This window comes from Streptomyces sp. NPDC050164, assembly GCF_044459945.1.
Taxonomy (GTDB): Bacteria; Actinomycetota; Actinomycetes; order Streptomycetales; family Streptomycetaceae; genus Streptomyces; species Streptomyces coeruleorubidus_A.
In genome coordinates this window covers 16,766-29,124 of record NZ_JBITJK010000006.1, presented here as the reverse complement: position 1 = coordinate 29,124, position 12,359 = coordinate 16,766, and the positions used below count along the sequence as shown (strand labels likewise).

11 protein-coding genes are annotated in these 12,359 nt (G+C 72.0%); 3 read left to right on the top strand and 8 right to left on the bottom strand.

From position 1 onward, the window contains the following. Positions 1–27 precede the first annotated feature (27 nt). The 4 genes from ACIBNA_RS11815 to rpsA all read right to left on the bottom strand — a co-directional run bounded on the left by ACIBNA_RS11815 (position 28) and on the right by rpsA (position 3,786). Positions 28–408: a tetratricopeptide repeat protein gene (locus tag ACIBNA_RS11815; protein WP_399165059.1), complete on the bottom strand. Its 381-nt coding sequence runs from the start codon at positions 406–408 to the stop codon at positions 28–30. A gap of 50 nt (positions 409–458) precedes the next feature. Continuing rightward, complete coding sequence (gene coaE, locus ACIBNA_RS11810) at positions 459–1,079, bottom strand: dephospho-CoA kinase (protein ID WP_399165058.1); 621 nt, start codon at positions 1,077–1,079, stop codon at positions 459–461. Positions 1,080–1,185: 106 nt separating this feature from the next. Beyond that, entirely contained in the window at positions 1,186–2,124 is a 939-nt protein-coding gene (locus ACIBNA_RS11805) for a PAC2 family protein (RefSeq protein WP_399165057.1), read from the bottom strand. 165 nt (positions 2,125–2,289) lie between these two features. Further along, positions 2,290–3,786 (bottom strand): 30S ribosomal protein S1, encoded by a 1,497-nt coding sequence (rpsA, locus tag ACIBNA_RS11800; protein WP_399165056.1) that lies wholly within the window; start codon positions 3,784–3,786, stop codon positions 2,290–2,292. 362 nt (positions 3,787–4,148) lie between these two features. On the opposite strand from rpsA, the gene ACIBNA_RS11795 reads away from it, so the two are divergent. Together ACIBNA_RS11795 and hrpB are read left to right on the top strand one after the other, a co-directional pair. Next, positions 4,149–4,961 (top strand): class I SAM-dependent methyltransferase, encoded by an 813-nt coding sequence (locus ACIBNA_RS11795; RefSeq protein WP_399165305.1) that lies wholly within the window; start codon positions 4,149–4,151, stop codon positions 4,959–4,961. Positions 4,962–4,965: 4 nt separating this feature from the next. Beyond that, positions 4,966–7,506: an ATP-dependent helicase HrpB gene (gene hrpB / locus ACIBNA_RS11790; RefSeq protein ID WP_399165055.1), complete on the top strand. Its 2,541-nt coding sequence runs from the start codon at positions 4,966–4,968 to the stop codon at positions 7,504–7,506. Between the two features lie 12 nt (positions 7,507–7,518). Here the strand turns inward: hrpB and ACIBNA_RS11785 are convergent, their stop codons facing one another. From ACIBNA_RS11785 to ACIBNA_RS11775, 3 genes are all read right to left on the bottom strand, one after another. After that, positions 7,519–8,511, bottom strand: coding sequence for a DUF3068 domain-containing protein (locus ACIBNA_RS11785; RefSeq protein WP_399165054.1), 993 nt, complete (start codon positions 8,509–8,511; stop codon positions 7,519–7,521). A 25-nt stretch (positions 8,512–8,536) separates the two neighbouring features. After that, positions 8,537–8,671 carry an SPW_0924 family protein gene (locus ACIBNA_RS11780; RefSeq protein ID WP_106975450.1) on the bottom strand — a complete coding sequence of 45 codons (135 nt, stop codon included), beginning with the start codon at positions 8,669–8,671 and terminating at the stop codon, positions 8,537–8,539. Positions 8,672–8,829: 158 nt separating this feature from the next. Continuing rightward, the gene (locus ACIBNA_RS11775) at positions 8,830–10,566 is read right to left on the bottom strand and encodes a lytic transglycosylase domain-containing protein (protein WP_399165053.1); all 1,737 of its coding nucleotides are present in this window, start codon (positions 10,564–10,566) and stop codon (positions 8,830–8,832) included. A gap of 317 nt (positions 10,567–10,883) precedes the next feature. Between ACIBNA_RS11775 and ACIBNA_RS11770 the strand changes: the two genes are divergently transcribed. After that, entirely contained in the window at positions 10,884–11,753 is an 870-nt protein-coding gene (locus ACIBNA_RS11770; protein WP_399165052.1) for a DUF4184 family protein, read from the top strand. Here ACIBNA_RS11770 and ACIBNA_RS11765 read toward each other — a convergent pair. Further along, complete coding sequence (locus ACIBNA_RS11765; protein ID WP_399165051.1) at positions 11,659–12,207, bottom strand: hypothetical protein; 549 nt, start codon at positions 12,205–12,207, stop codon at positions 11,659–11,661. The genes ACIBNA_RS11770 and ACIBNA_RS11765 overlap by 95 nt on opposite strands. Positions 12,208–12,359: the final 152 nt, after the last annotated feature.

The window sequence follows — 12,359 nt, the reverse complement described above, 5'->3', positions numbered from 1 at the left end:
ACCCCTGAGGCAGACAGGGACGGCCTCTCACGAGTCGAAGCGCGCCGCCTTCAGAAACCGCGGGTTCGGGTCCAGCGCGGCGGCCAGACGGAAGTGGCGCTTGGCCTGGTCGGGGCGGCCCTGCCGCTCAAACGTGCGGGCGAGCGCGAAGTGCGCGAACGCGTTGTCCGGCTCGCGCTCCAGGACGATCGAGAACTCGAGCTCCGCCGGCCTCAGCTGCGCCGCCGCGAAGAAGGCACGCGCCCGCAGCAGCCGCGCGGCCGTGTTCTCCGGGTGTGCGGCGATGACTTCGTCGAGCAGCTTCACCGCGCCCCGCGGGTCCCGCGCCGCGAGCAGCTGCTCGGCGGCACGGAAGTCGATGACGTGCGTCTCCGGAGTACGTCCGGTCGAACCGCTGGTCTCGGGCACGGCAGAGTCCTTCCCTCACTGCGAGGGTTCAACGCCCCCGCGAGATGCCGCTATTCCTGAGGGGACGGCCGGGACGCGTGCGACCTGCGTTCCAGCTCGGCCCACACGTCCTTCACGCGGCGCTCCAGGTCCTCCAGCGGGACGTCGTTGTCGATGACGATGTCCGCGATCTCCCGGCGCTGCTCGCGTGTCGCCTGGGCGGCCATCCGCGCGCGGGCGTCCTCCGCGGTCATGCCGCGCAGCCGTACGAGCCGGTCGAGCTGGGTCTTCGGGCTCGCGTCGACGACGATCACGACGTCGTACAGCGGCGCCAGGCCGTTCTCCGTGAGGAGCGGGACGTCGTGCACGACGACCGCGTCCTCGGCTGCGGCCTCTTCGAGTTCACGGGAGCGGGCGCCCACGAGGGGGTGCACGATCGAGTTGAGCGTGGCGAGCTTCGCCGCGTCGGCGAAGACGATGGAGCCGAGCCTGGGCCGGTCCAGGCCGCCGTCGGCCGCGAGCACCTCCTCGCCGAAGGCCTCCACGACCGCGGCGAGCCCCGGGGTCCCCGGTGCGACGACCTCCCGCGCGATGCGGTCCGCGTCGATCAGCACGGCACCGCACTCGACGAGCAGCCGTGACACCTCACTCTTGCCGGCACCGATACCGCCGGTCAGGCCCACCTTCAGCATGAGCCGAGCCTAGACGCTCCGCTTGGGGATGCCAGGCAGAGGGTGCGGGCCGGTGAGGGCTGGTCGCGCGGTTCCCCGCGCCCCTGTCGCGGCGCGACCCCACCCGTCAGCTGTCGCCTTCCCTCTCCGCCAGGAACTTCTCGAACTCCCGGCCGATCTCGTCCGCCGACGGGATGTCCACCGGCTCGGCGAGCATGTTGCCCCGGGTCTCGGCGCCCGCGACGGCGTCGTACTGGTGCTCCAGGCCCTCGACGAGCGCGGTGAGGTCCTCGTCGCCCTCGCGGATCTGCCGGTCGATCTCCGTCTGAGTACGGTGGGCGTCCGAGCGCAGGGCGTGGGCGACGCCGGGCAGCACCAGTCCGGTCGCCGCCGTGATGGCCTCCAGGACCGTCAGGGCCGCGTCCGGGTACGGGGAGCGGGCGATGTAGTGCGGGACGTGGGCGGCGACGCCCAGGACGTCGTGCCCGGCCTGGAGCAGGCGGTACTCGACCAGGGACTCGGCGCTGCCGGGCACCTGCGCCTCCTCGAACGGGCTGCGGTGGCCCGGGACGAGGTCGGTGCGGTTGCCGTGCGGGGTCAGGCCGACGGGCCGGGTGTGCGGGACGCCCATGGGGATGCCGTGGAAGTTCACCGAAAGACGGACGCCGAGCCGCTCCACGATCTGCTTCACGGCCGCGGCGAAGCGCTCCCACTCCACGTCCGGCTCGGGGCCGGACAGCAGCAGGAACGGCGCTCCGGTGGCGTCCTGCACCAGCCGCACCTCGATGGCGGGCTCCTCGTAGTCGCTCCAGCGGTCGCGCTTGAACGTCAGCAGCGGGCGGCGGGCGCGGTAGTCCACGAGCCGGTCGTGGTCGAAGCGGGCGACGACCTGGTGGGGCAGCGAGTCGAGCAGCCGGTCGACGATCTGGTCGCCTGTCTCGCCCGCGTCGATGTATCCGTCGAAGTGGTAGAGCATGACAAGTCCGGCCGACTCCTGGGCGAGCGCCATGTCGACGACGGCCAGGCCCTTCGGCTCCCATGCGTACAAACCCTGCGGATCAAGCACAGTGACCGCTCCTCCTCGTGTCCGTACTGCACAACGCCCTTGCGGGCGTGGGCATTCCCGGAGAAGGAGTACATGATCTTTCCGTGGGCAACTCCGTGGGCAGCGCTGAGGGGCCGCACCTCGAAAGGCACGGCCCCTCAGTCAGGAGCTACTGCTCAGCGGGCGTCAGCTCTGGCCGCCGGCCAGCTTCTCGCGAAGCGCGGCAAGCGCCTCGTCCGAGGCCAGCGCACCGGAGTTGTCCGGGCCCTCGGAGGAGTACGAACCGCCACCGCCGGACGCGGCCGGAGCGGCGGCCTCGCCACCCTCGGCAGCGGCCTTCTCGTCCGCCTCACGCGACTTGATGACCTGCGCCTGGTGCTGCTCGAAGCGCTGCTGCGCCTCGGCGTACTGGGTCTCCCAGGCCTCGCGCTGGGTCTCGTAGCCCTCGAGCCAGTCGTTGGTCTCGGGGTCGAAGCCCTCGGGGTAGATGTAGTTGCCCTGGTCGTCGTACGACGCGGCCATGCCGTACAGGGTCGGGTCGAACTCGACCGACGCCGGGTCGGCGCCGAAGGCCTCGTTGGCCTGCTTCAGCGAGAGGCTGATGCGACGGCGCTCGAGGTCGATGTCGATGACCTTGACGAAGATCTCGTCGTTGACCTGGACGACCTGCTCCGGGATCTCCACGTGGCGCTCGGCCAGCTCGGAGATGTGGACCAGACCCTCGATGCCCTCGTCCACGCGGACGAACGCACCGAACGGAACCAGCTTCGTGACCTTGCCGGGCACGACCTGGCCGATCTGGTGGGTGCGGGCGAACTGCTGCCACGGGTCTTCCTGGGTCGCCTTCAGCGACAGGGAGACGCGCTCGCGGTCCATGTCGACGTCGAGGACCTCGACGGTGACCTCCTGGCCGACCTCGACGACCTCGGAGGGGTGGTCGATGTGCTTCCAGGAAAGCTCGGAGACGTGGACCAGGCCGTCGACGCCGCCCAGGTCCACGAAGGCACCGAAGTTGACGATCGAGGAGACGACGCCGGAACGGACCTGACCCTTCTGCAGGGTCGTGAGGAACGTCTGGCGGACCTCGGACTGGGTCTGCTCGAGCCAGGCGCGGCGGGACAGGACCACGTTGTTGCGGTTCTTGTCCAGCTCGATGATCTTGGCCTCGAGCTCCTTGCCCACGTAGGGCTGGAGGTCACGGACGCGGCGCATCTCGACCAGGGAGGCCGGGAGGAAGCCACGGAGGCCGATGTCGAGGATGAGACCACCCTTGACGACCTCGATGACGGTACCGGTGACGATCCCGTCCTCTTCCTTGATCTTCTCGATGGTGCCCCAGGCACGCTCGTACTGGGCGCGCTTCTTCGAGAGGATCAGGCGGCCTTCCTTGTCCTCCTTCTGGAGAACAAGGGCCTCGATCTCGTCACCGACGGCGACGACCTCGTTGGGGTCGACGTCGTGCTTGATCGAGAGCTCGCGGCTCGGGATCACACCTTCGGTCTTGTAACCGATGTCGAGCAGGACCTCGTCCCGGTCGACCTTCACGATGACGCCGTCGACGATGTCGCCGTCGTTGAAGTACTTGATCGTCTCGTCGATCGCGGCGAGGAAGGCTTCCTCGTTACCGATGTCGTTGACCGCTACCTGCGGGGTGGTGGCGGTGGTCTCGGTGCTGCTCGTCATGTGGGAAAGGGCTCCGGTACGGACATTGAAGTCGTAGGTACTGCTACGCCGGGAGCCCGTTTCGCTCTGCAGAAGCCGGACAGCCAAGGAAGCGCCACACGAAATTGGTGGCGCCTCGACAACCGAGGGGACATACATACAGATGCGAGCGCAGCCTGCTACGTCTGAGGTGCGCAAGCCCGCAGCGCAACTTGTAGCATACGGGGGCAGCCGGGCAGGGTCAATGCGCGAAGCCGCCCACCCGGGGCGGAACACCGCATACCCGGCACAAGTCGTGTCGTCCGAGGCCACGTAGGGCGTGTGACGTCCCCTTCGGGACACCTCCGGGACCGGCTGGACGGAAGAGTACGACGAGGGAGCCGATCATCCAAGAGCCCGAAGCGTCCGAACCCGAGGCCACCCGGCGTACCGCCGGAGTCACGGAGAGCTCCCGGGCCAACCGGGGCTGGTGGGACCGCAACGCCGACGAGTACCAGACCGAACACGGCACGTTCCTCGGCGACGACCGTTTCGTGTGGGGCCCCGAGGGTCTGGACGAGGTGGAGGCCGAGCTGCTCGGCCCGCCGGAGGAGCTGAAGGGCAAGGACGTCCTGGAGATCGGCGCGGGCGCGGCGCAGTGCTCGCGCTGGCTGGCCGGCCAGGGTGCCCGCCCGGTGGCCCTGGACATCTCGCACCGGCAGTTGCAGCACGCGCTGCGCATCGGCGGACCGTTCCCCCTGGTGTGCGCCGACGCCGGGGCGCTGCCCTTCGCGGACGGCTCGTTCGACCTGGCCTGCTCGGCGTACGGGGCGCTGCCCTTCGTCGCCGATCCGCGCCTGGTGCTGCGGGAGGTGCGCCGGGTGCTGCGGCCCGGGGGCCGTCTGGTCTTCTCGGTGACGCACCCGATCCGCTGGGCCTTCCCGGACGAGCCGGGGCCGGAGGGGCTGTCGGTGTCGGGGTCGTATTTCGACCGCACGCCCTACGTCGAGCAGGACGAGGAGGGCCGCGCGGTCTACGTCGAGCACCACCGCACGCTCGGCGACCGCGTCCGGGACGTCGTGGCCTCGGGCTTGCGGCTGGTGGACCTGGTGGAGCCGGAGTGGCCGGCCTGGAACACCTCCGAGTGGGGCGGCTGGTCGCCGCTGCGCGGGAACCTGATCCCGGGGACGGCGATCTTCGTGTGCGTACGAGACTGAGTGCGTGATCCGTTACGACGCCCTGGACGCCCTGCCCGTACGCGGTGCCCTGCCCGCCCTGGACGACGCCCTGGAGGGGCACGGCACCGCCGTCCTCGTGGCGCCGCCCGGCACCGGGAAGACGACCCTGGTGCCCCTGGCCCTGGCGGGGCTGCTCGGGGAGGGGCCCCGGCGGCGGGTGATCGTCGCCGAGCCGCGGCGGATCGCGGCCCGGGCGGCGGCGCGGCGGATGGCGTGGCTGCTGGGCGAGAAGGTGGGCGCGAGCGTCGGCTACACCGTGCGCGGGGAACGCGTCGTCGGGCGGCACACGCGCGTGGAGGTCGTCACGACCGGTGTGCTGGTGCAGCGGGTTCAGCGGGACCAGGAGCTGGCCGGTACGGACGTGGTGGTGCTCGACGAGTGCCACGAGCGGCATCTGGACGCGGACACGGCGGCGGCGTTCCTGTGGGACGTACGGCAGACGCTGCGCCCGGAGCTGCGGCTGGTGGCCGCCTCCGCGACGACCGACGCGCAGGGGTGGGCCACGCTGCTGGGCGGCGCCCCGGTGGTCGAGGCCCGGGGGGCGGCGTATCCGGTGGAGGTCGTGTGGGCGCCGCCGGTACGGCCCGTACGGCCGCCGCACGGGATGCGTGTCGATCCGGCGCTGCTGGCGCATGTGGCGTCGGTGGTGCGGCGGGCACTGGCCGAGCGGGACGGGGACGTGCTGTGCTTCCTGCCGGGCGTGGGCGAGATCGCCCGGGTGGCCGGGCAGCTCGCCGAGCTCGGGGACGTCGAGGTGCTTCAGGTGCACGGGCGGGCGCCCGCGGCCGTCCAGGACGCCGTGCTGGCCGGCGGGGAGCGGCGCCGGGTGGTGCTGGCCACGTCGGTGGCGGAGTCGTCGCTGACGGTTCCCGGGGTGCGTGTGGTCGTCGACTCCGGGCTGGCGCGGGAGCCGCGCGTCGACCACGCGCGCGGGTTGAGCGCGCTGACGACGGTGCGGGCGTCGCAGGCGGCCGGGCGGCAGCGGGCGGGGCGGGCCGGGCGTGAGGCGCCGGGGGCGGTGTACCGGTGCTGGGCGGAGGCCGAGGACGCGCGTCTGCCGCGTTTTCCCTCACCGGAGATCAAGGTGGCCGACCTGACGGCGTTCGCGCTTCAGGTGGCGTGCTGGGGGGATCCGGAGGCGTCCGGGCTGGCGTTGCTGGATCCGCCGCCGGGTGGGGCGATGGCGGCGGCGCGGGAGGTGTTGGCGGCGGTCGGGGCCGTCGACTCCGTCGGGCGGGCCACGGAGCGGGGAGTCGCGCTGGCTCGGCTGGGGTTGCATCCCCGGTTGGGGCGGGCGTTGCTGGATGGGTCCGGCTTGGCCGGGGCGGAGAGGGCCGCTGAGGTCATCGCGTTGCTCAGTGAGGAGGCTCCGCGGGAGTACGGGGATGATCTGGCGGGTGCGTTGCGTCGTGCTCGGCGTGGGGGTGACGCCTATTCCGGACGGTGGCGGGCGGAGGTTCGGCGGCTGCGGGCCGTCGTTTCAGGCGTGTCCCACCCGCCCGCCCGTGTCTCGCCTCCAGAGGCACGGGCGGGCGGGTGGGCGAACTCCTCGGAAGAACGCCAGGTCGGGCTCGTCGCCGCTCTCGCCTTTCCCGAGCGTGTCGCCGAGGTCGACGGTGGGTCGTACCTCATGGCGTCCGGAACCCGTGCCGAGGCCGGGGACGGGAGCACGCTGCGCGGTTCCCCCTGGATTGCTGTCGCCATGGCCGACCGGCCCGTCGGCAAGGGGCACGCGCGCGTGCGCTTGGGGGCCGTGATCGACGAAGGGGTCGCCCGGCTCGCCGCGGGGGCGCTGCTTCAGGAGCGGGACGAGGTGTGCTGGGACGGTGGGGACGTCGTGGCGCGGCGGGTGGAGCGGCTGGGAGCCGTGGAGTTGGCGGTGCGGCCGCTGAAGGACGCCGACCCCGGGCTCGTACGCGGTGCGCTGCTGGACGGGCTGCGGCGGGAGGGGTTCGGGATGCTGCGGTGGTCACCGGAGGCCGGCGTTCTGCGGCAGCGGCTCGCGTTTGTGCGGCTGCACCTCGGCGAACCGTGGCCCGACGTCTGCGACGACGCGCTGCACGCGCGCGTGGAGGAGTGGCTGGAGCCGGAGCTGAGCCGGGCCCGGCGTCGGGCCGACCTGGCGCGGATCGACGCCGGGGAGGCGCTCGCGCGGCTGCTGCCCTGGGCCGGTGGGCAGGCCGGGCGGCTCGACGAGCTCGCCCCGGAGCGGATCACCGTGCCGAGCGGGTCGAGGATCCGCGTCGACTACACCCGGCCCGAGCAGCCTGTGCTGGCGGTGAAGCTGCAGGAGATGTTCGGGCTCCAGGAGTCGCCGCGGGTCGCGGGGGTGCCGCTGCTCGTCCATCTGCTGTCCCCGGCCGGGCGGCCGGCCGCCGTCACCGCCGATCTCGCCTCGTTCTGGAAGGACGGCTACCAGGGCGTACGGGCGGAGCTGCGCGGGCGGTATCCGAAGCATCCGTGGCCCGAGGACCCGGCCGGGGCCGAGCCGACCCGGCACACCAACGCCCGGCTCAGGCGCTGACCACCGCCCGGCTCAGGCGCTGACCGGTGACGGCTCCTCGGTCGCCGTGGGAGCCGGGCCGGACGGGCGGCGGCCGCGGGCCTCCAGGTACAGCGCGAGGGCCAGCAGGAGGACGCCGAGGGTCAGGGAGCCCCACGGCAGGTAGGACGTCATCAGCAGGATGAGCAGGCGCTGGGACTTCACCAGGTCGACCGTGTGGGTGATGTAGTCCTCGCGCATCTTCACGTGCCCGGCGAACGCGGTCACCCTGTCACGGTCGCCGAGGAGGGTGCCGCCGCGCAGTTCCTCCTTGTGGCGTTCCTCGCCGTAGACGGGGGCGCCGGTGAGGGGTTCGACCCAGAACTTGCGGACCGTGGTGTACCAGCGGGTGGTGCCGGTCTCGGCGACCGACTCGGGGGTGAGGCCGTCCACGGGCAGGGTCTTCGGGATCCTCACCTCGGTCCAGGGGATGGTCTGCTCGAAGTAGTAGACCTCCAGGCCGCGGAAGTCCTGTGTGCCCTTGTAGTGGATGGGGGCGGTGACGCGGGCCTGGGCGTCGAAGTACTCGTAGTCCCGTTTCTCCGTGAGGAACGGCCACTTGAACTCGATGCCCTCGCGGCGCACCGGGTCGCCGTCGACCATCTCGCCGGTGGCGTGGACGGGTTCCTGGGTGTGCGCGTCGAAGATGTAGCGCTCGGGGATCTTCGACACCATCTCGTCGTCGGGCCCGACGACGTAGGACAGGCCGTCCCAGACGACCACGTCGCGGCCCGCCGACTCCTCGATCCGCTCGGAGGCCTCGACGTTGCCCTTGAGGGTCTGCACGATCGTGACCTTGGGGACCGTGCGGGCCCGCATCGTGCCGTAGTCGAGGAGGGTGGCGTTCTCCGCCTCCAGGACCATGTCCTGGTACTGGTGCGCGGGGACCTTGGCCAGGCGCGGGAAGGCGTACCAGCGCAGCAGCGGGGACAGGGCCGCGAAGAACACGGCGAGGGCGAGCAGGACCAGGCCGGCCTTGCGGCGCATCTCGGCCTCCCTCCCGGGCGGGCGGTCAGGGGTGTGCGGGCACCGTCGTCAGCAGCGGCTTCGGGGACGTCCCGCCCGAGGGGGTGCCGAGGGCGGTCAGCGTCAGGACCACGGCGAACGCGACGGCGAGACCGGTGGCGGCGGCGACGAGGGCGCGCATACGGGGCCTCCCCACGAGTCGAGCTGATACACCGTCAGGTTTCTCGGCACCGTAGCAACGGGCGGCGGAGATGAGAACACGTTGCACACACAACGACGCCCCCTCATGAAAAACGACGCCCCTCTTGAAAGAGGGGCGTCGTTCGTCGTACCCGAGAGCTACGCGCTCGGACTGGGCGAGGGGCTCGGTGAGGTCGTCTCGGCAGCCGCCACGGTCAGTTCGACGGTGAGGGTCGCTCCGCCCTCGGTGTCGATGCGGAGCAGGAACGTGCCGGTGGTGTCGTCCGCGTAGAGCTTCGGCAGCTTCAGCAGGCCCTTCGCGTCCGTCTTCAGGCCCGTCAGGGTGCGTACGGCCTTGCCGTCGGCGTCCTTGAAGTAGGGGCCCTTGTCGTTGGCGGTCGGATCGTCCGCCGACTTGATCAGCGTGGCGGTGGCCGCGACGCCGTCCGCGACGGCGCCCTTGTAGGTGGCCTTCACCTCGACCTGGTTCGCGAACTCGCCGCCCGGGGTGCAGGTCAGCGCGGCGTCACCGGTGCGGGCGAGGGCGTCGGCGGCGCGCTCGGTGACGGTGGCCGTGTAGTCGAGGCCCGCGACGATACGGCCCACGACGGTGGCCCGGACGGTGACGTCGCCCGTCTTCTCCCCCGCCTGGAGCGCGGGTGCGACGGCCACTCCGGAGCTGTTGGTGGCGACCGTCGCCACGCTCTCGCCGCCCGTGAACGTGGTGTCGGTGTCGCCGATGATCGTGAAGCGGATCCTGACCTTACTGACGGCCTGGCCGGCCTTCGTCTCGGCGCGGGTGCTGATCCGCTTGGTGAACGCGTCGCCCGCCATCGCGGTGAGCTTCGCGGTCCCGGCGTCTTCCAGGTGGTGCACCGTGTCGGTGGGCGTGGGAGAGGTCGAGGGCGGTGTGCTCGGGGGGTCCGGCGGCGTGGTGGGCGGCTTCGGGGGCGTCGTGCCGCCCCCGCCGGGCTTTTGGGGCTTGGGGGTGGGCTTGGGCTTGGGGCCGCCCGCAGCCGGCGTGCCGGGCGTGCTCGGCGTGGAGGGGCTGGGGCTCGCCCCGGCCCCGTCGTCGCTGCGGTTGTCGGGCAGCGTGCCGGTGCCGTCGGGGATCTCGTGCGTGCCCTTGCGGTAGTACTCCAGCCACCGCATGACCAGGTTGAGGTACTCCCGCGAGTTGTTGTAGCTGAGGATCGCGCGGTCGAGGTCGTTCTGGTCCGACAGGTCCCAGTTGTTGCGGCACAGGTAGTGGCCGGCGGCGAGCGCGGCGTCGTAGATGTTGTTGGGGTCCTTCTTGCCGTCGCCGTTGGCGTCGCGGCCCGCCCAGGCCCAGGTGGACGGGATGAACTGCATGGGGCCGACGGCCTGGTCGTACGTGCTGTTGCCGTCGTAGGCGCCGTTGTCGGTGTCCTTGATGAGAGCGAAGCCGTTGCCGTCGAGCTGCGGGCCGAGGATCGGCGAGATGGTGGTGCCCTCGGCATCGACGCGGCCGCCGCGGGCCTGGCCCGACTCCACCCGGCCGATGGCCGCGAGGAGTTGCCAGGGCAGGTTGCAGCCGGGCTTGGCGTCGCGCAGCGCGGCCTCGGCCTTCTTGTAGGCGTCGAGGACGGTCGCGGGGATGCCTGCCTCGGAGGTGCCGGTGGTGGGTCCCGGCCCGGTGCTCGGTGACGGGCTCGGGCTGTTGAGCGGCGGCAGGTCCGTGTAGTAGGGCGAGTTGCCGGTGGCGCTGCCGTCGGAGGCACTCGCGTCGGGTGAGGGTGTGGCGTCCGCGGAGGTCTGTCTGCCGTGGTCGTTCACGCCCGGAGCCTGGGAGGCGGACAGGGCCGCGACCGCTACCGCGGCCACGGCGGTGGTTGCCGCCCCCTTGCGCAGCCTCCTGCCGAATTGCGCCGCCATAGAGTGAACCCCTCCCGTGGACGCCCGAGCGCCCGTCTCTGTCTGTCGCGCTCTTGTGTTGCGAACGCGTACTTCTGTTGCGTTCGCTCTGTTGTGACGATCGACCGGCCCGAGTGGTTGCCCTCCGACAGGCCTGTCTCCTGCCACCGGCACGGTGACCCTGGCGACCCTACGACAACTTGCTTTGCTCGGGCACCCGTTCGTGCCCGTTTTTCACCGGTTGGTCATGCGGCGAGCGGGGTGGGCGGCCGCGGTTCGGCATCCCGCATACTGAGCCCTTCCGATCACGCTGCCAACGACCGTCACGAGGAGCCGAGTTGCCGTTCACGCTGAGCCACGCGGCAGCCGTACTGCCCGCCGTACGCACCGACGGCACCGGCCGGGGCCCGCTGGCCCCCGCCGTGCTCGTGGCGGGTTCCTTCGCGCCCGACATGACCTATTACGCGGCGAGTGTGGTGTCCGGGGCGATGCAGTTCGGTGACGTCACGCACTCGTTCCCGGGTGTGTTCACGGTCGATGTGCTCCTCGCCTGGGCGCTGGTGTGGCTGTGGCTGCTGGTGCGCGAACCGCTGGTGGCGCTGCTGCCGCGGGCCCGGCAGGGGCGGGTGTCCGCGCTGGTGCGGTGCGGGGCACCCCGCGCGCGTGTGCGGCCGTCCCTGGTGCTGCGGTGGTATGTGTCCGCGGTGCTCGGCGCGTTGACGCACGTCGTGTGGGACGCGTTCACGCATCTCGACCGGTGGGGGATGCGGCTGTTTCCGGTACTGGGCCGGGAGGTGGCGGGCTCGCCGCTGTACTGGTACCTGCAGTACGGCGGTTCGGCGGTGGCCGCGGTCGTGATCGCCGTGTTCGTGGCGCAGGCCGTGCGGCGGGCGCCTGTGCGCGTGCCGGTGGGCGTCCCGGCGCTGTCGGTGCGGGACCGGTGGCTGGCCGGTGCGGTGATCGGCGGCTTCGCGCTGGTGGGGGCGGTGCAGCGGGCGTCGCGGTGGTGGGCCTACTGGGGCGCGAGCGCGAAACCGTGGGAGATCATTCCGACGGTGTGCTTCGGGGCGGGCGCGGGGCTCGTCCCGGCGCTGTTGCTGTACGCCGTGGCGGTCAGGGTGCGGCGTCCGGTTCCGGGCCCGACCCGGGCCCCGGACGGTCCTGGCCGCGTCGATGACGCGGAGCCGAGCCGGTCGGCCGCTCGCTGAGGGGCTCGGTGGTCGCGATGTACACGGTGATGGTGGTGTGCGCGGGGCGGGGCCGTGGCAGCAGGGTGAGGACGAGCGTCAGGTAGCTGCGGGCCAGGTCCGCCCAGGGGCGGGAGGCCCTGTCGGGGCGATCGGTATTGCCTGGGTGCTGGGCCGTAGTGGCTGTGCCGCTGGTGAGACCGAGGATGGCGGACACGTCGGCTGGGCTGGTGAGGCCCGCGGCGGACACGTCGCCGGCGCCGGCGGGACGCTGGACGGCCATCACCTCACCGCCGCCTGTGCGACCAGTCGCGGCGGACACGTCGCCGAGGGCGGTGGGATCGGGCGGCCGCCATCCGTGGGCCAGGCGCTGCCGGAGGTCCGCCGTCGTGTGGCGCAGGGCTGTGGTGAGGGCGGCGGGGACGCGGACCGAGCTTGCGGCTGCCGCAAAGGGCGGGACCGGCGGGAGTGCCACGCCTGGGGCCGTGCGGCAAAGGAGCGTGCGTATACCCATGCCCGCATCTTTGCGACCGCCGGGGGCGGTGGCCCTTTGTCGGGGGCCACGCGAGTGACGTTTTCCCACGGGGTGGGGGTGGCGGGCGCCCCCGGCTCAGCGCTCGGCCGAGG